At 73.7% G+C, this 17,669-nt stretch carries 15 protein-coding genes; 3 read left to right on the plus strand and 12 right to left on the minus strand.

Features of this window, described 5'->3' with window-relative positions; translation table 11 throughout:
• Positions 1–103: 103 nt before the first annotated feature.
• Complete coding sequence (gene treY, locus ACFYZJ_RS01550) at positions 104–2,455, plus strand: malto-oligosyltrehalose synthase (protein WP_388561648.1); 2,352 nt, start codon at positions 104–106, stop codon at positions 2,453–2,455.
• Between the two features lie 93 nt (positions 2,456–2,548).
• On the opposite strand, the gene ACFYZJ_RS01555 is transcribed toward treY, so the two are convergent.
• The 3 genes from ACFYZJ_RS01555 to ACFYZJ_RS01565 form a co-directional block, all read right to left on the minus strand.
• The gene (locus tag ACFYZJ_RS01555) at positions 2,549–3,037 is read right to left on the minus strand and encodes an SSI family serine proteinase inhibitor (RefSeq protein ID WP_388561650.1); all 489 of its coding nucleotides are present in this window, start codon (positions 3,035–3,037) and stop codon (positions 2,549–2,551) included.
• Positions 3,034–4,359 (minus strand): M14 family zinc carboxypeptidase, encoded by a 1,326-nt coding sequence (locus ACFYZJ_RS01560; RefSeq protein WP_388561652.1) that lies wholly within the window; start codon positions 4,357–4,359, stop codon positions 3,034–3,036. The genes ACFYZJ_RS01555 and ACFYZJ_RS01560 overlap by 4 nt, the downstream gene beginning before the upstream one ends.
• A gap of 238 nt (positions 4,360–4,597) precedes the next feature.
• Positions 4,598–5,149 (minus strand): FHA domain-containing protein, encoded by a 552-nt coding sequence (locus ACFYZJ_RS01565; RefSeq protein ID WP_388561654.1) that lies wholly within the window; start codon positions 5,147–5,149, stop codon positions 4,598–4,600.
• Positions 5,150–5,320: 171 nt separating this feature from the next.
• Here ACFYZJ_RS01565 and treZ point away from each other — a divergent pair, with 171 nt between their 5' ends.
• Positions 5,321–7,066 (plus strand): malto-oligosyltrehalose trehalohydrolase, encoded by a 1,746-nt coding sequence (treZ, locus tag ACFYZJ_RS01570; RefSeq protein ID WP_388561656.1) that lies wholly within the window; start codon positions 5,321–5,323, stop codon positions 7,064–7,066.
• Between the two features lie 112 nt (positions 7,067–7,178).
• On the opposite strand, the gene ACFYZJ_RS01575 is transcribed toward treZ, so the two are convergent.
• The 3 genes from ACFYZJ_RS01575 to ACFYZJ_RS01585 form a co-directional block, all read right to left on the minus strand.
• The gene (locus ACFYZJ_RS01575; protein WP_388562198.1) at positions 7,179–8,099 is read right to left on the minus strand and encodes an aminoglycoside phosphotransferase family protein; all 921 of its coding nucleotides are present in this window, start codon (positions 8,097–8,099) and stop codon (positions 7,179–7,181) included.
• A gap of 127 nt (positions 8,100–8,226) precedes the next feature.
• Positions 8,227–9,372, minus strand: a complete 1,146-nt coding sequence (locus tag ACFYZJ_RS01580; protein ID WP_388561658.1) for an aminopeptidase P family protein — start codon at positions 9,370–9,372, stop codon at positions 8,227–8,229.
• A complete protein-coding gene (locus ACFYZJ_RS01585; RefSeq protein ID WP_388562200.1) occupies positions 9,369–9,905 on the minus strand; it encodes a LysR substrate-binding domain-containing protein in 537 nt (178 codons plus the stop codon). The genes ACFYZJ_RS01580 and ACFYZJ_RS01585 overlap by 4 nt, the downstream gene beginning before the upstream one ends.
• Positions 9,906–9,942: 37 nt before the next feature.
• Here ACFYZJ_RS01585 and ACFYZJ_RS01590 point away from each other — a divergent pair, with 37 nt between their 5' ends.
• Positions 9,943–10,371, plus strand: a complete 429-nt coding sequence (locus tag ACFYZJ_RS01590) for a hypothetical protein (protein WP_388561660.1) — start codon at positions 9,943–9,945, stop codon at positions 10,369–10,371.
• Here ACFYZJ_RS01590 and cyc2 read toward each other — a convergent pair.
• The 6 genes from cyc2 to ACFYZJ_RS01620 form a co-directional block, all read right to left on the minus strand.
• A complete protein-coding gene (gene cyc2, locus ACFYZJ_RS01595; protein ID WP_388561662.1) occupies positions 10,340–12,511 on the minus strand; it encodes a germacradienol/geosmin synthase Cyc2 in 2,172 nt (723 codons plus the stop codon). The two genes, ACFYZJ_RS01590 and cyc2, sit on opposite strands and share 32 nt — an antisense overlap.
• Before the next feature lie 89 nt (positions 12,512–12,600).
• A complete protein-coding gene (locus ACFYZJ_RS01600; protein WP_388561664.1) occupies positions 12,601–13,386 on the minus strand; it encodes an ABC transporter ATP-binding protein in 786 nt (261 codons plus the stop codon).
• A 7-nt stretch (positions 13,387–13,393) separates the two neighbouring features.
• Positions 13,394–15,016 (minus strand): benzoylformate decarboxylase, encoded by a 1,623-nt coding sequence (gene mdlC, locus ACFYZJ_RS01605; protein ID WP_388561666.1) that lies wholly within the window; start codon positions 15,014–15,016, stop codon positions 13,394–13,396.
• Positions 15,013–15,831 carry an ABC transporter permease gene (locus tag ACFYZJ_RS01610; protein WP_388561668.1) on the minus strand — a complete coding sequence of 273 codons (819 nt, stop codon included), beginning with the start codon at positions 15,829–15,831 and terminating at the stop codon, positions 15,013–15,015. Before ACFYZJ_RS01610 ends, mdlC begins: the two co-directional genes overlap by 4 nt.
• Positions 15,828–16,607 (minus strand): ABC transporter permease, encoded by a 780-nt coding sequence (locus ACFYZJ_RS01615; protein WP_388561670.1) that lies wholly within the window; start codon positions 16,605–16,607, stop codon positions 15,828–15,830. Before ACFYZJ_RS01615 ends, ACFYZJ_RS01610 begins: the two co-directional genes overlap by 4 nt.
• Before the next feature lie 22 nt (positions 16,608–16,629).
• Positions 16,630–17,565, minus strand: coding sequence for an ABC transporter substrate-binding protein (locus ACFYZJ_RS01620; RefSeq protein WP_388561672.1), 936 nt, complete (start codon positions 17,563–17,565; stop codon positions 16,630–16,632).
• Positions 17,566–17,669: the final 104 nt, after the last annotated feature.

Consider the following 17,669-nt stretch of genomic DNA (forward strand, 5'->3'; position numbering starts at 1 on the left):
GCCGGTCGCGGGGCACGCGCGCGTGGAGGACGTTTTCCGTGGGCGGTCAGGTCGGCGGCGCGTCGGTGACAGGAAAGGGCGCGGGGCGGGTACGTAGGTTTCCATGACACCTGAGCGCCCCGCCCCGACGGTGCCCACGGCCACGTACCGGCTGCAGCTGCAGCCGCGGTTCCCGTTCGGCGCGGCGGAGGCGACCGTGCCGTATCTGGCCGCCCTCGGCGTCTCGCACCTGCATCTGTCGCCGGTCCTCGAGGCCGTCCCGGACTCGGCGCACGGCTACGACGTCGTCGACCACGCGCGCGTGCGCGACGAACTCGGCGGCGAGGCGGGGCTGCGTTCCCTGGCGCGCGCGGCACGGGAGCACGGACTGGGCCTGGTCGTGGACATCGTGCCCAACCACATGGCCGCCTCCCCGCGCCACAACCGGGCGCTGTGGGAGGTGCTGCGCGAGGGCCCGGCGTCGCCGTACGCCCGCTGGTTCGACATCGACTGGGACGCACAGGGCGGGCAGCTGCTGGTGCCGGTCCTCGGGGGCCGGCTCGGCGAGGTGATCGATGATCTCAAGGTCGACGGGGACGTGCTGCGCTACCACGACCAGGTGTTCCCACTGCGCGAGGGCACCGGGAAACTGCCGCTGCCCCAGTTGATCGACGCCCAGTGGTACCGCCCGGTGTGGTGGCGGCTGGCCCGTACCGAGCTCAACTACCGGCGGTTCTTCAGCATCTCCGAGCTGATCGGGGTGCGCGTGGAGGACCCGGAGGTCTTCGCCGCGACCCACGGCACGCTGCTGCGGCTGCTCGACGAGGGTGTCATCGACGGTCTGCGCGTCGACCATCCCGACGGCCTCGCGGACCCGGAGGCGTATCTGCGCCGGCTCGACGAGGCCACGGGCGGCCGCTGGACGGTGGTGGAGAAGATCCTCGCGGACGGCGAGCACCTGCCCGCCGCCTGGCCGGTCGCCGGCACCACCGGGTACGACGCGCTGCGGCACGTGGACGGGCTGTTCACGGACCCCGAGGGCGCCGAGGAGTTGCTCGGCCACTACCGGCTCTTCGCGATCCCACGCGGCGACCGCGGCGGCCAGTGGGCCTCCACGGCGCGGCGCGCCGCCTACGAGGTGGTCACGCACGAGCTGGCGACCGAGGTGGAGCGCCTCACGCGCGTGGCGAGCCGCCTGTGCGTCGCGTCCCCGGACCCGGCGTTGCGCGACCACGCGCCCTGGGCGCTGCGCACCGCGCTGCGGGAACTCCTCGTCCGCATGGAGGTGTACCGGCCCTACGCCTCCCAGGACGCCTCCGCGGTGGTCACCGAGGCGGCCGCCGCCGAGGCCCGGGCCGCGTTCACGGTGCCCGAGGAGGCGCACGCGGTGACCGTCGTACGGGACCTGGTGCTGGGGCGGGCCGGGGAGGGGCCCGACCTCGCGGAGTTCCGGGCCCGGTTCGCACAGACCGCGTCGGCGCTGCGCGCGAAGTCCGTGGAGGACACGGCGTTCTACCGCTATGTGCCGCTGCTGTCGGCGAACGAGGTGGGCGGCGAGCCCGGCGCGCCGGCCGTCGCCCCGGAGGACTTCCACGCGTACTGCGCGCGCGTGCAGCGCGACTGGCCCGCCACGGGGACCGCGCTGTCGACGCACGACACCAAGCGCAGCGCGGACGTGCGGGCGGCGATCTCGGTGCTCACGCAGTGCCCGCAGCGCTGGGACGACGTGCTGGCCGAGGCGACCCGCGCGGACGGCGACGCGCCCGACCCGCAGCTGGCCTGGGCGGCCTGGCAGACGCTGTTCGGGCTCGGTCAGGCGGACGAGGAGCGCCTGAAGGGGGCGCTGCTCAAGCACGTGCGGGAGGCGGGGTTGTACACCTCGTGGACCGAACAGGACCCGGCCTACGAGGAGGCGGTGGCGGCGTTCGTCTCCGAGGGCCCCTGCGGGGCGCCGGGACGGCCCGTGACGGCCCTGAGGGACGAGCTGGCACCGCACATCCGGACGAACGTCCTGGGGGCCGCCCTGGTCCAGCTGACGATGCCGGGCGTGCCTGACGTCTACCAGGGCACCGAGGGCGAGTACCGGGCGCTGGTCGACCCGGACAACCGGCAGCCGTTCGCACCGCAGCAGTCGGCCTCGGACAAGGCGGACCTCACCAGAGCCGCGCTGCTCCTGCGCCGCCGGCGCCCGGAGCTCTTCGGCGCGGCGGCGACGTACGCGCCGCTGGCGGCCGAGGGTCCGGGCGCCGCGCACTGCGTGGGCTTCGTGCGCTCCGGTGAGGTGCTCACGGCGGTCACCCGGCTGTCGCTGCGGCTGGCTCAGGCGGGCGGCTGGCGCGACACGTCCCTTCCGCTGCCGCCCGGCCGGTGGGCCGACGTCCTCGCTCCGGAGCGGGAGTTCGAGGGGCACGCGCGCGTGGCGGACCTGTTCGCGCGGCTGCCGGTCGCGCTACTGGAGCGGGCCGGCGGGCGGTGAGGCATGGGCCGGCCGGGTACGGCCGGGAGGTGCCGAGGCGCGCAGAGGCGCGGACTCACCGGCAGTGAGTCCGCGCGTCCGCGTGTGGGGACGTCAGCTCGTTCCCCGCGCGCGTGGGGCGCCGTCGGCGGCGCCGGGTGCGGGACGCCCGCCCGGCACCGACCGGACGGGTGTCTGCTCCGACAGCGCGAACACCGCGCCGGTCTTCGCCGCCAGGTCGCAGCTGTTGGCGAAGGTGTGGGTGTAGGCCACCTGGTGGCCGTCCCACTCGCCGCGCGCGGAGACGGTCACGGGGGCGTAGAGCATCGTGCAGTAGGTGTGCTCGGGCGGGATGCGGCGGATGTCCCCCCGCACGGCGGTGAGTTGGTCGCAGGCCTGGGCGGCCCGTGCGTGCCCCTGGGGCGGGTCGCAGATCAGGAGCGTGCCGCGGACGTCCCGGGAGCGGGCGTCGCCCTTGGTGACCGTCAGATAGAGCCAGTTGCCGCCGGTGGCCGATCGGGGCGCGGCCTGGGCCGGTGTCGCGATGAGCAAGGCGGTCGCGGCAAGCAGTGCGCCGCGCAGGGCCAGGATCGTCTTGTTCATTCCCTGTGCATCGGCACGGCGGGCGCCGAACCCCAGTCCGTCTCACCCGAACGGGACCGTACGGCCGTGCACTGCCCGGCGAGTTCGAAGGCGGCGATCACCACGCGCGCCTGGTACTCGGCCTGACGGGCCACCGGGATCCAGCGTGCCCCGTAGCCGTCGTGGTAGTCGGCGCACCAGGCGTCGATCAGCCGGTCCAGCTCGGGCAGCACCTCGGCCGCCGCGCGCCCGCCGGCCCTGGCGAGCTGGTGCAGCAGTCCCGCGGTGCGCAGCGCGACGCGGCGGCCCGAGATGCCGAGGGCGGTCAGCCGTGCGGTGTCCAGTGGCGGCAGGGGCCGCTGACCGGCGCCGTACCGGTCCGGGTCCCACGAGTCGGCCAGTCCGGGGCCGACCAGTAAATAGTCGTCCACGGGGGCGAGCAGCCGGGCCGCGTCCGGCACGGCGTCCAGGTGGGGGCGGAGACGGGCCAGCAGGCCCTCCAGGAGGCGCGTGTCGCGGCGCAGTGTGCCGCTGACGGCCCGCAGGGCCGCGTCGGGGTCGGCGAGCGGTGAGGGGTCCTCCACGGCCGTCACGCCCCACATGGGCGCCTCCACGACCGCGGTGACGGTGCCGTAGCGGTGCGGGTGGAACCAGGTCGACTCCACGGCGGCCTCCGTGATGGCGGCGGCGAGGTCGCCGCGGCGCGGGGGCGGGATGCGGTACACGGCAGGCCCTAGGAGCGGCCAGTACAGGGTGTCGTACGGGCCGAGTTCGCGCGGGATGCCGAGCCGGGCCGCGGCGTGGGCGAGCCGCTGGGCCATGCCCGGCAGGTCGCGGGTGAGTTCGACGAACCCGCCGCCGACGTCGACGCCGTGCAGGGAGCACTGGAAGAAGGGCCGCAGCTCGTCCTGGAGGTCGAGCAGGGCGCGGGTCTCGGGCAGGGCGGCGTGGTCGGCGCCGTCGGGCAGCCACTCGGGCTGTTCGAGGAAGCCGGGGCGGAAGAAGTTCCTGAAGTACCGGCCGAGGGTGTACGGGCCGGACAGCCAGCCCTCGTTGCGCCGGGCGCCGTCGGGGTCGAGGCACAGCAGCAGGTTCCAGGTGGCGTCGGCGTCCCTGCCGAGCCGGGGGTCGGCCAGCGCCCGTTCGGCCAGACGCAGGGCGGTGGCGCCGCCGACGGGCTCGTTGGCGTGCGGTCCGGCGACGACGAGGGCGTGGCGGCTGCCGTGGCCGACGGAGAGCAGCCACAGGGGCGTGCCGCCGCGGGACGTGCCCACCCGCCGCAGTCGGGCGTCGCGCGGACGGCGGGCGACCAGCGCGGCGGCCCGGGCGCCGAGTTCGTCCACGGTCGGGTAGCGGAGGAGGGGCGGCAGAGCACACCTCCCCTATGCGGTGCCGTCGGCTCACCTGCTGTACATGGCGTACGCACAGTCAGTCACGGCTGGGCAGGTACGTCAACACCATGGGCGGTACCGGAGGTCGGGTGGCGGCGGGCGCCACTCCGACGGCGTAACGCGCGGTGGTGCGGCGCACCGCGTCGTGGCCCCGCTCGGCGTGACACGCCGGTCCTCGGGGGCGGACCGGCTACTCCGCCGCCAGGCGGAACGTCATCCTCCCGAAGCCGACCTGGTCGCCCTCGCGGACGACCGCGGCGCCGATCACCCGGCGGCCGTTGACGGTCGTGCCGTTCGTGGAGCCCAGGTCGCGCAGTACCCACAGGCCGCCCTGACGGCTCAGTTCGGCGTGCACACGGGAGACCGTCTCGTGGCTGAGCCTGAGGCCGCTCGCGGGGTCACGGCCGATCCGCAGCGGGCAGGGGCCGCCCCCGTGGGGCAGCAGCAGCTTGGGCAGCCGTTCGGCCTGCCAGGCCCGCCGCAGCCGTACGGTGAACCCGGAGACCGCCTCCACGCTCCCGAACACGATCCGCGACCAGCGCTTCTCGGAGGGCAGATCGGCGGTGAGCGCGGCCAGCTCGTGCGGCTGCCGGGCGGCCAGGGCCAGCTCCATGCGCCGGATGAACGTGTCGTGCGACAGACGCCCCAGGGCGACGCCGTCGCGGAGCACCTCCAGCGCCCTGTCGCGTTCGGCGTCCGACAGCCGCGCGGGGTACGTGCGGAACTCGAAAGACGACGTCACGGACGTGATTGTCGGTCAGTCGGCCCTGGCATGTCCAGGGAACGAGGAGACGGCCACGACGGCCGTCAGGGTCGTTCCGTGTGACAAAGGGTCGATCGGGCCGCGAAGTGATCGCGTTTTGCCGCACCATGGACGGGCTACATCACGATGGGCAGACGAGGGGGAACGTCAGTGCGGTTCGAGGTGTGGGCACCACAGGCCACCCGGGTCACGCTCCACTGCGGCGGTGCCACGCGCGCATTGGAGCGCGATCCGGAGCGCGCCGGATGGTGGGCGGGCGAGGCGGAGGCCGAGGACGGCACGCGTTACGGGTTCGCGCTGGACGACGGTCCGGTGTTGCCCGATCCGCGTTCGCGGCGCCAGCCGGACGGGCCCGACGGACTGAGCGCGGTGGTCGACCACGGACGGTACGCGTGGCGTGCCGCGTGGCCGGGGCGCGGGCTGCCGGGCGCGGTGCTGTACGAGCTGCACGTGGGCACGTACACCCGTGAGGGCACCCTGGACGCGGCGGCCGAACGGCTTGAGCACCTGGTGGAACTGGGTGTCACGCACGTCGAGTTGATGCCGCTGTGCCCGTTCCCGGGGCGGCACGGCTGGGGGTACGAGGGTGTCTCGCTGTGGGCGGTGCACGAGCCGTACGGCGGGCCCGCGGCGCTGAAACGGTTCGTCGACCGGGCGCACGAACTGGGTCTCGGCGTGGTGCTGGACGTGGTCCACAACCACCTCGGTCCCTCCGGCAACCACCTGCCCGCGTTCGGCCCGTACTTCACGGAGACTCACCACACGCCCTGGGGCGCCGCCGTGAACCTGGACGCGCCCGGCTCGGACGAGGTGCGCGCGTACCTGATCGGCAGCGCGCTGGCCTGGCTGCGCGACTACCGGATCGACGGCCTGCGCCTGGACGCGGTGCACGCGCTGCACGACACGCGCGCGATCCACTTCCTGGAGGAGCTGTCGCGGGCAGTGGACGCGCTGGCCGCCGAGGTGGGCCGGCCGCTGTTCCTGATCGCCGAGTCGGACCTGGCCGACCCACGGCTGATCACGCCGCGCGCGGAGCACGGCCTCGGTGTCCACGCGCAGTGGAACGACGACTTCCACCACGCGCTGCACACCGCGCTGACCGGCGAGTCGCAGGGCTACTACGAGGACTTCGCCCGTGCGCCCTTCGCGGCCCTCGCCAAGACCCTGACGGGAGGTTTCTTCCACGACGGCACGTACTCGACGTTCCGGGGCCGGCGGCACGGCCGCCCGCTGGACCGCAGCCGGGTGTCCGCGCACCGCCTGCTCGGCTACTCCCAGACCCACGACCAGGTCGGCAACCGGGCCCGGGGTGACCGGCTCTCCGCCTCGCTCTCGCCGGGGCTCCTGGCGTGCGCGGCGACGCTGGTACTGACGGCGCCGTTCACGCCGATGCTGTTCATGGGCGAGGAGTGGGCCGCGGGCACGCCCTGGCAGTTCTTCACCGACCACACCGATCCGGAACTCGCCGACGCCGTGCGCCGGGGCAGGCGCCGGGAGTTCGCGGCGCACGGCTGGGCGGAGGAGGACGTGCCCGACCCCCAGGACCCGGCGACGCGGGACCGGTCCTGCCTGGACTGGTCCGAGCCGGAACGCGAGCCCCACGCGCGCGTGCTGGCCTGGTACCGGGAGCTGGTCGCCCTGCGCCGCACCCAGCCCGACCTGACGGATCCCGACCTCGGGGATGTGAAGGTCAGCCACGACGAGGACGCCCGCTGGCTCGCCTTCCGCCGCGGGGACGTCCGGGTCGCCGTCAATCTCGCCAAGGAGCCGGCACCGATCCCCCTCGGCCTCCGCCACGCGCGCGTGCTGGCCGCCTGGGAGACGGTTCAGCCGCCGGGCGAAGACGGTGTGGTGACGCTGCCGGGCGAGTCGTGCGTGGTGCTGACACAGGAGTGAGCTGGGCGCGTAAACGCTTGCGCACGCGTTTACGCACGCGTCGGACGTGACACTCGCGCCGGCCACCCCGGCACCCCACGCCCCCGCCCCGGCACCCGCGGCCCCGATCCGCCTACGGCGTCTCCTGCCCCGGCAGTTCCGTGACGCGCTCCAGCAGGATCGGTTCCCAGGCACGGCGCAGGCGGGCCCGCAGCTCCGGCAGGGGTGTGCCGCCTCGGCCGCGCAGGCCGTCGGCCAGGGCGACGAGCGCGTCGCAGCGAGCCAGCCACAGACCGCGCAGGCAGGGGCGGGCGCCGTAGCCGGCGAGGGTGGCGGCGCGCACCGCGGCGGGGGCGCCGACGGCCCCGGCGAGTCCCGCGATGTCCTCGGCCGGGTCGCCGATCACCGCGTCGTACCAGCCGAGGACGCCGCGCACCCGCCCCTCGTCGCTCACCACGAGGTGGTCACCCCGGAGGTTGCGGTGCACCAGGACGGCCGCGCCCGGCTGGGGGGCGAGCTGGCGGGCGGCGGGCGCGGGGAACGGGGCGAGCCGGGCCGCGTCGAACTCGTCCCGCTCGGCCAGGCGCTGCGCGGCGTGCGCGGCGGCGGTGCGCAGGGCGTCCAGGGAGCGGGGCGGGACGTGCGGCACGCCGAGCGATTCGGCCTGCCGTACGGGTACCTCGCGCAGGCCAGACAGCAGCGCCGCGAGGTCCGCCTCGCCGAGCGCGGAGACGTCCCGTTCGCCTCCGGTCGAGCCGGGCAGCCGGGCGTCGAGGGTGTAGCCGAGGCCGGCGGCCCACTCTCCGTGCGCCACGCTCGTCGGCACCGCCGTTCCGATGTGTGGCCGCACCAGGGCCCGCAGCCGCAGTTCGCGGCGCTGACGGGCGGTGGCGTCCCGGTCGGGCGCCAGCCGCAGCACATGGCGTGTGCCGACCCACCAGGTGGCGTGCCCACCCTCGGCGACGGGCGTCACGTCCGGTCCGTCGCCGTCGTGGAGCAGGGTGCGGACCAGTCGGCGTACGGTCTCCGCCGTCGGTGTCGGTGCCTGGGTCATGATCGGGCCGTAGTCGTCTCGGGGGCGTTGCTCGGGGCTCCTGCTGCCGGGTCGGGCGGCCTTCGCCGCCTCGCGGTCGCGCCGGCGGTCGGCCACTGCCTCCTCCCTCCTTCAGTCGACCACTTCTTCAGTCGACCGTCGCCATCTCCCGGCGCGTGTTGTTCAGGCGGCGTCCGCCGTCCTCGGTCACCGTCACGATGTCCTCGATGCGGACCCCGAAGCGGCCGGGCAGGTACACCCCGGGCTCCACGGAGAAGCACATGCCGGGGACGAGGGGCTGTTCCTCCCCTTCGATCATGTACGGCGGCTCGTGCGTGGTGACGCCGATGCCGTGCCCGGTGCGGTGGATGAAGTACTCCCCGTACCCGGCGTCGGCGATGACCGCGCGAGCCGCCCGGTCGACGTCCTGGCAGGCCGCGCCGGGCCGGACCGCGCGGAAGCCCGCCTCCTGGGCGGCGCGCACCAGGTCGTGCACCCGGCGCTCCTCGTCGGTGGGTTCCCCGACGTGGACGGTACGGGTGGTGTCGGAGCCGTAGCCGTGCTTGAGGCCGCCGAAGTCGAGGACGACCATGTCGCCGCGCTCGATGACGCGCTCGCCGGCCTCGTGGTGCGGGTTGGCGCCGTTGGGGCCGGAGGCGACGATGGTGAAGTCGACCTGGGAGTGGCCGAAGTGCCGCAGCAGATCGGCGAGGTCCGCGGCGACCTCACGCTCCCGGCGCCCGGCGAAGGGCACCTTACGGATCTCCTCGTACGCCGCGTCCGCGGCGGCGCCCGCGGCGGCCAGCCGGTCGAGTTCGGCGGCGTCCTTGACGGCCCGCAGCATCGGCAGGGCGTGGGTGAGCGCGACATGGCCGGCGTCGGGCAGCCGTTCGCGCAGGCCGAGCAGGTGCAGGGCCCAGGCGTTGTCGCTGATGGCGTAGCGGCCGGCGGCGGTCAGCAGGGAGGCGGCGGCCTCGTAGGGGTCCTTGCCGTCGGTCCAGTCGCGCAGGGTCAGGGCGGACGCGCCGGGCGCCTCGGCGGCGTCGGGCGCCTCCAGGGTGGGCACCACGAGGACGGGGTCGTGCCCGGCGCGCAGGACCAGGAGGGTGAGACGTTCGGTCTCCACCGGGCGGTATCCCGTCAGCCACACCAGGTCGGGTCCGGGGGCGACGAGGACCCCGTCGAGCCCGGCCTCGGCGGCGGCGTGCGCGGCGCGCCGCATCCGGGCCGCGTAGTCCTCGGCGGTGAAGGGCGCGGGACCGTCCGTGTGGGGCGATGCGGGCGTGCCGGTCATCCATAACCTCCGCTGGTCCGGGTCCTCGCAGGGTCTACGGGCAGCATCCTGCCCCTCCGCAGGGGCGGACGCGAGCCCATTGCGACCATGGCGACCGCGCACCGGGGCACCCGCCCGCGCACCGGGTCACCGCGCGGCCTGCGCCGCGGGCTCGAGCAACCGCCCGGCCGGTGTCGCCGCGGCTCCCCAAAGTCCCCGGCCGTGTCGAGTTCCGTGCGGTGGACCGCGCGGGGGGCCCTGAGCGCGATGGCGACCGCGCCCGGTACGCCGGTGGCCGCCCAGCGCGGCAGGACCGCGAGGCCGTGGCCGGCCGCCGCGAGCCCCGTGAGCGTGCGCAGATCGGTGCCCTCCTGGCGCAGGGCCGGCCGGAAGCCCGTGCCGCCGGCCACGGCTCGCAGTCGGTCCAGCGGCAGGCCCGCGTCGGGGGCGTCCAGCCAGCGGGCGTCGCCGCCGAGCCGGAGCCCGGCGCGTCCGGCGAGAGGATGACTGGACGAACTGGCCCGGGCGGCGCTGATCCGCCGCCTGGACGAGATCGACCTGCGGCTCTACCGCTCGACGCCCGAGTCGGTCGTGGTCCGCGGCCTTCGCACGCTGGTGTACGGGTTCGAGGACCTGGGCGACACCTTCCAGGCGCTGCGTGCCCAGCGGCTGTACGTGTCCCATCCGGCGGCCACGGCGGACGAGCGGGCCTCGGCGCTGCCCACGCTCGCCCGTCTGGAGCGTGAGGCAGGCGAACTTGCCGCGGCCGTACGCACCCTGGCCCGGCTGCGGGACGTCCTGGCCCGGCCCGGCGACTCCTCCCTGGCGCACTGGCGCGGCACGAACCTCGGCTCGTTCGTCGTCGAGGAACACCACCGCCTCGCCCGTGCCGCCGAGGACGTCCCGGACCTGGCCGCCGGGCGGTGCGAGGGGTCCGAAGCCGCCGTGGTGCTCCTCGCGGAACTCTCCGAGGCGGCCCGGCGTGCGGTCAGCGTGCCTGCGGTGTCACCTCCCAGGTGAGGGCGGCAGCCAGGTCCGGGACGAAGCCGTGGCAGCGGCGGGCCAGGTCGTCGGGGCCGTAGCGGTGGCAGTTGCGGTGCCAGTTCAGGATGGCGGCCATGTAGTTGCGCAGGTCGGCCACATAGCCGTCCATGACCTCGCGTGCCTCCTTGGAGAGTGCGAAGTCCTCGAAGAGCACCGGCAGTTCGCGGGCGGCCACGTGCTGGAACTGCTCCATGCGCTGGTTCACCAGGTCGCCCACGATGCGCACCGCCGTCGGGTAGTCGCAGCCGAAGAAGTTCTGCACCACGAGGAGCGCGTTGTGTATCTCGCCCTCGTACTGGATCTCCTTCTGGTACGAGAAGACGTCGTTGACGAGCATCGCGTAGTCGATGGCCGCGTTCTCCAGCGCGCGGACCGTGCCGCTGCGGTACACCTCGGGCAGGACCGCGGGGCCGTGTCCCAGGCGGCAGAGGTTCTTGGTGAGGTCGGCCCCGAAGGTGGCGCGGCGCATCTCCAGGTAGTCGACGGGGTCCGGGATGCGGTTCTGGAGCTGGTTGGACAGCTCCCACAGCCAGCTCTCCGTCATGTCGTCCACGGCGGCGCGCAGCGACCGCCGCTGGTCCGGGGTCATCCCGGCCGTGGTACGCGCCCACAGGTCGATCAGTCCCCGTTCCAGCCCGTTGGCGGGGACGGGGGACTCCTCGCCGTCGAGGGACATGCACGACGACAGCCGCTCGGTGCACAGCCTGGCCGCGGCGAGGTCGCGGCGGTGGCCGAAGACGAGCGGGTAGTAGTCGTCGCCGTAGGTGCCCCAGGCCAGCCACTGCGAACTGAGGTCGAGCGCCTGGCAGGTCGCGTCCGGGTCGAGTCCCGCCGCGCAGAGCGGGAGGTCGTACGCGGCCAGTTTGTCCTCGTCCCAGACGCCCTCCCGGAGCATGCCCATCCGGTGCATCCAGGGGGTCAGCCGGCCGCGGGCGCCGTCCAGGTGGGGGCTGAGCTCCACCTCGTAGGGCATGTGGAGGTCGGGGATCCGTGAGGGGCCCACCTGCTGGAAGGGACGGTGGGTGTACGCCCGCATGCGCTCGGCGCCGGCGTCGGCGAGCAGGCCGCGCAGGTCGGCGGCGGAGGTGCCGAGGCCGGAGAGGCCGAAGGGCCGCCGCCGGGAGCGGGCCTTCTCGTTCATGTACCGGCTGGAGCGCAGGTGCCATTCGTGGCCGCCGGACTGCCAGTCCTGCAGCCCCTTCGCGTACGCGGCGACGGCGGCGAGCTCGTCGGGGGTGAGCCCCTTGTCCAGGGCCAGCGCGGGGACTTCGGTGAACGCGGTGTGCTCGAACTGGTGCAGGCGTGAGGTGAGGATGTCGTTGACGGCGTCGGCCGCCTGCTGGGTGGTGCAGCCGAAGAAGGTCTCCAGGACGAGGACGCCGTTGCTGTTCTCGCCCTCCTCCTCGACCTCCCGCTGGTAGGAGAAGAGGTCGTTGCGCAGGTGGACGGCGTCGGCGAACGTCTCCATGAGCACGCGCAGCGGGCGGGAGCCGGCCACCCGGGCGGGTACCTCGGCGGTGGCGTACTCGACGAGCCCCGCGGACCAGGGCGCGCCGCCCACCTTGCGGCGCATCTCGACGTACTCGACGGGGTTGGCGATCCGCCCTTCGTTGATGTTGGACAGCTCCCACAGGGACTCGTTGAGCAGGTGCTCGGTGGCGACGGCGAACCGCCTTCGCCAGTCGGGCGACATGGACGGCACCGTGCGGGCCCACAGGTCGGCGAGTCCCGCTTCCACCGGGTTCTCCGGGGCCGGTACGGGGGTGGTGGGGTCCAGGGGCATGAACAGGGGGAGCCGGTCGAGATGGGCCTTGCCGCCCTCGCGGTCCTGGGTGCGTTTGAAGGTCTCCAGGAAGTGGTCGTCGAAGAAGAACACCCACACGTACCAGTCGGTGATCAGGGAGAGGGCAGCGGCGTCGCAGTCGGGGTGGGTGTACGCGCACAGCAGCCCGTAGTCGTGCGCGTCGAGGTCGGACTGCTCCCAGATGCCGGAGCCCTCCAGCATGCCCATGGCGCGGGCCCACTCCGTGGAGTGGGCACGGGCCTCGTCGACATGCGGGTTCAGCCGTGCGGGATACGGCATGTAGAAGTGCGGGAGGTCGAACGGCTGCGTCATGGGCGGGTCCTGCCCGGGTGCCGGGCGGGGCATCCGCCGGATGGGGCATGATCACCCCATCGCGTGAATCGGCAGCGCACCCCTCCGGTTCAGCCCCGGTGGCCTCCTCCCCGCACCGTCCGCCCGCCACCGTCCCGCACCGCCCGGCCGACCTCCGCCCTCAGCGCGACGAACTCCGCCAGCCCCCGCGTGGCTATCCGGTCCCGCTCGCCGGGCAGCCGGACCGGGAGGTCGAGGACGACATGGGACGCCGGGCCCGGGGACAGGGCCACCACCCGGTCGCCCACGTACACGCTCTCGTCGATGTCGTGCGTGACCAGGACGATCGTCGTGGTGTCCGCGCGGTGCACCTCCAGGAGCAGGTCCTCGAGATCCTCGCGCGTCTGCGCGTCGAGGGAGCCGAACGGTTCGTCCATCAGCAGCAGGGAGGGTCGGCAGACCAATGCCCGTGCGATGGCGACCCGTTGCTGCATCCCGCCGGACAGCTGCCAGGGGTGGCGGCGGGCGACGTCGCCGAGGCCCACGCGCTCCAGCATGCGATCGGCCTCCGCGCGCCGCGCGGCCCGCCCGAGATTCCGACGGCGCAGCGGCAGCGCCACGTTCTCCCGCACCGAGAGCCAGGGAAACAGCGAGCGCCCGTAGTCCTGGAAGACGACCGCGAGCCGGTCCGGCACCCCGCTCACCGGGGCGCCGTCGAGAGCGATCGTGCCCTCGTGGGCCCGAAGCAGTCCCGCGATGGTGCGCAGAAGAGTCGACTTGCCGCAGCCCGACGGGCCCACGACGCACAGGAGCTGGCCGTCCGGGACGGTGAGGTTCACATCGTGCAGGACGACATGATCGCCGTAGCGCTGTCCGAGCGCGTCGAGTTCGAGCACGGCCGCGTCACCCGGCCCACGGCATGGTGGCGTCCTGCGGTCCGTACAGCTCGCCTTCCGTGCCGGTGACCCGGACGTGCAGCAGGAACGGGCCGGTGTCGTCGCCTGCCGCCAGCGCCCGGTCCAGGGCGGACTCGAGGGCCGCAGGGTCGGCGACGGATGCCGACGGGCAGCCGAACGACGCGGCCAGCGCGGCGAAGTCGACGCCCTCGATGTCCGTTCCTGGAACCGGGACGATGCCGATGCGGCGCCCGAGCGCACGGACGGCCCCGTAACCGCCGTTGTCGAGCAGCACGTAGGTCACCGGGGCACGGTGCCGGGCCGCGGTCCACAGGGCCTGCACGGAGTACAGGGCCGAGCCGTCACCGACCACGCACACCACCCGGTGCCGGTCGGCCAGTGCCCGTCCCACCGCGAGCGGCAGGCCCCAGCCGAGCGCGCCGCTGCCGGTGGTGAGAAAGCCGCCGTCGGTGTCGACACGCACGCGCGCGTGGAGCGTGTCACGGTGGCTGGGAGTCTCCTCGACAAGTACCCGGTCGCCCGGCAGCCGCTCCTGGAGGAGGTCGAAGAAGAGTTCCGGGGTCAACGCGCCGGGTTCGGCGGGCGGTGGGCCGGGACGGACGGGGGGCGGCTTGCGCGCGGACTCCCCCACCAGCCGGATCAGCCGGCCCAACGCCGGCTTGAGCGTCGTCACGATGCTCGTGCCGGTGGGCAGCCAGGCCGCCTGTGCGGGGTCGCAGTCCAGGTGGAAGAGTTCCGTGCCGACGGGCAGGGGCGGGCTCTGGGTGTGCACGTGGTAGGTGAACAGCGGTGCCCCGAGGACGACGACCACGTCGTACGCCTGCAGGCGCGCCGCCAGCCGGTCGGGGACCGGCGGCAGGAACCCCTGGAAGAGGGGGTGCGACTCGGGGAAGCCGGAGCGGCCGGAGAGCGGGCTGATCCACACGGCGCCCCTGACGCGTTCGGCGAGCGTGCGGACCTCGTCGAGGGCGTGTTCGTCGTCGACCCCGGGACCGACGACCAGGGCGGGGCGCTCACAGCCGTCGAGGCGCGCGGCGAGGGCGCGCAGCGCCTGGGGGTCCGCCGTGTACGCGCTGTGCACGACGCGCGGTGCCACGGGGTGCGCCGGTCGGTCCCAGTCGTCCTCCGGGACGGAGATGAAGACGGGCCCGCGCGGAGGGGTCATCGCGATCCGGTGCGCCTCGGCGAGCACGGCGGGCACGTCGGCCGCCCGTTCCGGCTGGCGGCTGAACTTGACGTACGGGCGCGGAAAGAGGGCGGGTTCGTCGGCGCCGAGGAAGGGGCGCAACTGGAGCAGCGGGCGGGACTGCTGTCCGGCGATCAGGACGAGCGGGATGCGGTCGCGGTACGCGTTGAAGACGGCGCCCAGGGCGTGGCCGACTCCTCCTGCCGAGTGCAGGCTGACGAGGGCTGCGCGGCCCGTACCCGTCGCATGTCCCGCGGCCATGGCCACGGCGATGGACTCCTGGAGCGCCAGCACGTACGAGAAGTCGTCGGGCCAGTCGCGGAACATGCGCAGCTCGGTCGAGCCCGGGTTGCCGAAGACCGTGGTCATGCCGGTGTCCCGGCAGAACTCGCGGACGCACGTCAGGACTGTCGGCTTGGTCATGCGACGCCTTCCCTTCCCCGTACGAGCAGGCGCTTCTCCACCATGGAAAGGCCGGTGTTGAGCAGGTACCCGAGCGCACCGAGCAGGACCAGCGTCGCCCAGACGGTGAGCAGGTCGGAGCGCGACTGGGCGTCGGTGAGCGTGAAGCCGATGCCGTCGGCGGTGCCCGGCAGCAGTTCCGAGAACACCATGAGGACGAGCGAGAGCGAGAGGCTCAGTCGCAGTCCCGCGAAGATGCGGGGCAGTGCGGAGGGCAGGTGGAGCAGCCACAGGCGCTCGGCCGCGGTCAGCCGGAGCACGGCGGCGACCTCGATGCGCAGGGGCTCGGTGGTGCGTGCCCCCTCCGCGGTGTTGATCAGGACCGGCCAGACGGCGCTGAACACGATCGACGCCAGCTGCATGGGCGTTCCGAAGGAGAAGAGGACGACGAAGACGGGGACGAGTGCGGGTGGCGGCACGGCCCGCGCGAACTGCAGCACCGGGTTGCAGAGCGCGTACGCCCGGTGGGAGCGCCCCAGCAGCACGCCGAGTGCGATTCCGCTGACGGCGGCGATCGCGAAGCCCGCGCCCATCCGGCCCAGACTGGGAAGGATGTTGTCGAGAGCGTCCCGGGTCAGGAAGAGGTGCCGGACCGGGCCGGAGAACCACAAGTGGTGCGCATGGCGCAGGATGCGCCCGGGCGGCGGGAAGTAGACGCTGCCGCGCGCACGGGCCACGTACTGCCAGACGGCGACGGCGGCCGCCAGTACGGCCCAGCGCAGCAGGAGGCCGCGCAGCCGGCCGGCGGGTGTCGGCCTCTTGCTCCCCCGCGTCACGTCGGCACCCCCCGCCGGGTCGGCGTCCACGGGAACAGCCGCCGCTCCACCCGCTCCAGCGCACCGTTGATCACCAGGCCCAGCAGGCCGGCCCACACCACGCCGGCCAGCACGTCCTGTGCCCCGTCCGGCGCCAGTTCCGCCTGGGCGATGAAGGTGCCGAGCCCCTCGCCGAAGCCGGACAGGATCTCCGTCGCCACCGCCAGGATGAGCGCGACGGCCGCCGAGATGCGGACGCCCGCCGCGATGAAGGGCGCGGTCGCGGGCAGTTCCACCCGGAGCAGCACGGACAGGCGGCCGAAACCGAAGGCGCGCAGGGTGTCCTTGGCGAGAGGATCGGTCTCGCCGAGCCCGTAGACCGTGTTGTACAGAATGGGCCAGACGGATGCGTACGTGATCAGTGCGACCTTGGTCTGCGTGCCGGAACCGAGCAGCAGCGAGACCAGCGGGATCAGCGCCACGGACGGCAACGGCCGCAGGAACTCCACGACGGCCCGGACGGCGGCGTCGACCACGGGCACGCTGCCGAGCAGCAGCCCGGCCGGTACCGCCAGCGCACAGGCGAGCCCCAGTCCGAGCGCCCAGGCGCGCAGGGTGACCGCGATGTCGTTCAGGAATCCCGGGTCGCCCGCCAACTGGGCCGCTTGGCAGATGACTTGGGAAGCAGGGGGCAGATAGGTCCGGTCCACGATCCCGGCCCGGCTCACGGCTTCGCATCCACCGAAGGCGAGCAGCGCTCCGAGAACTCCGAGCGCGGCCTCCCGCCGCCGCCTCATCCGAGCCACCCGGACCGGTCCCTCACTTCACCACCACTGCGGCAGGATCGACGTCCTTCGTCAGCATCCCCTGCTGCCGCATCAGCCGGATGAGTCGCCGCAGTTGCTCCACGTCGGTCGCCGTGGGATAGAGCGGCAGATGCAGCGATGCGGCCTGCTGGGTGGTCACATGGGCGTACTTGGGCAGTTCCTGGCGCACGGCGTCCGGGGACCGTGCCGCGAGCGCCGAGGCGGCGGCGATGGCGCGCCGGAACGCGGCCGCCGTCCCGGGGTTCCTCTCGGCGAACCTGCGGGTGGTGACGTACCCGCTGACCGGGAGGGAACGCACGGGCGGGGACGCGCCGTCGACGAGCACCCGTGCGCCCAGCTCCTTCTGGATGGCGCTGTCGAACGGCTCGACCGCGTGCACGGCGTCCGCCTCCCCCTTCTGCAGGGCGGCGCCCATCTGCGCGAACGGGATCTGCCGGTACACGGGGCGCCCCGCGCCCCGGGCGTCGAGGATGGCGTCCAGAGTGAGCGACTGGATGTTGTTCAGGACGTGGACGGCGACCTTCTTGCCCTTGAGGTCCGCGATGCTCCTGATCGGCGAGTCCTTGGGCACCAGTACATCCATCATGTGCGGCGCGACGCGGGCGCCCTCGGCGAGGATGCGCACGTCCAGCGTGCCCTTGTCGTACGCCTGGAGGTACGACACGTAGTTCGCGCTCGCGATGACGTCGACTTGTCCCGTGGCGAGCGCGGGCAGGGCCTGGGTGCTCTGCTGGACGGCCTCGATGCGCACGTCCAGCCCTTCCTTGCGGAACAGTCCGCGATCCCGGGCGAGGTAGAGCGCGGCATCGTCGACGAGGGGAAGGGCCGCCACGGTGATCTGCTGCCGCCCGCTCCCGTCGGAGCCGGACTTGCCCTCGCCGCCGCAGCCCGCGAGGGTCACCGTCAGGGCGAGGGCTGCGAGCGCCACCGCCGGTTTTCCGGTTCGGGAACGTAATCGACGTAACGCCATGGGCGCATGATGACCCAGGCATTGGCATGATCACCACATATCGGGACGTCGTGCGGCGCTCT

The organism is Streptomyces sp. NPDC001848 (genome assembly GCF_042891915.1).
In the GTDB taxonomy this organism is placed as follows: Bacteria; Actinomycetota; Actinomycetes; order Streptomycetales; family Streptomycetaceae; genus Streptomyces.

Coding starts and splice junctions, on each gene's coding strand:
- ACFYZJ_RS01575 (WP_388562198.1), bottom strand. CDS start 8,099: ATGACCCAGGCACCGACACCGACGGCGGAGACCGTACGCCGACTGGTC.
- mdlC (WP_388561666.1), bottom strand. CDS start 15,016: ATGACCAAGCCGACAGTCCTGACGTGCGTCCGCGAGTTCTGCCGGGAC.
- ACFYZJ_RS01555 (WP_388561650.1), bottom strand. CDS start 3,037: ATGAACAAGACGATCCTGGCCCTGCGCGGCGCACTGCTTGCCGCGACC.
- treY (WP_388561648.1), top strand. CDS start 104: ATGACACCTGAGCGCCCCGCCCCGACGGTGCCCACGGCCACGTACCGG.
- cyc2 (WP_388561662.1), bottom strand. CDS start 12,511: ATGACGCAGCCGTTCGACCTCCCGCACTTCTACATGCCGTATCCCGCA.
- ACFYZJ_RS01615 (WP_388561670.1), bottom strand. CDS start 16,607: ATGAGGCGGCGGCGGGAGGCCGCGCTCGGAGTTCTCGGAGCGCTGCTC.
- ACFYZJ_RS01580 (WP_388561658.1), bottom strand. CDS start 9,372: ATGACCGGCACGCCCGCATCGCCCCACACGGACGGTCCCGCGCCCTTC.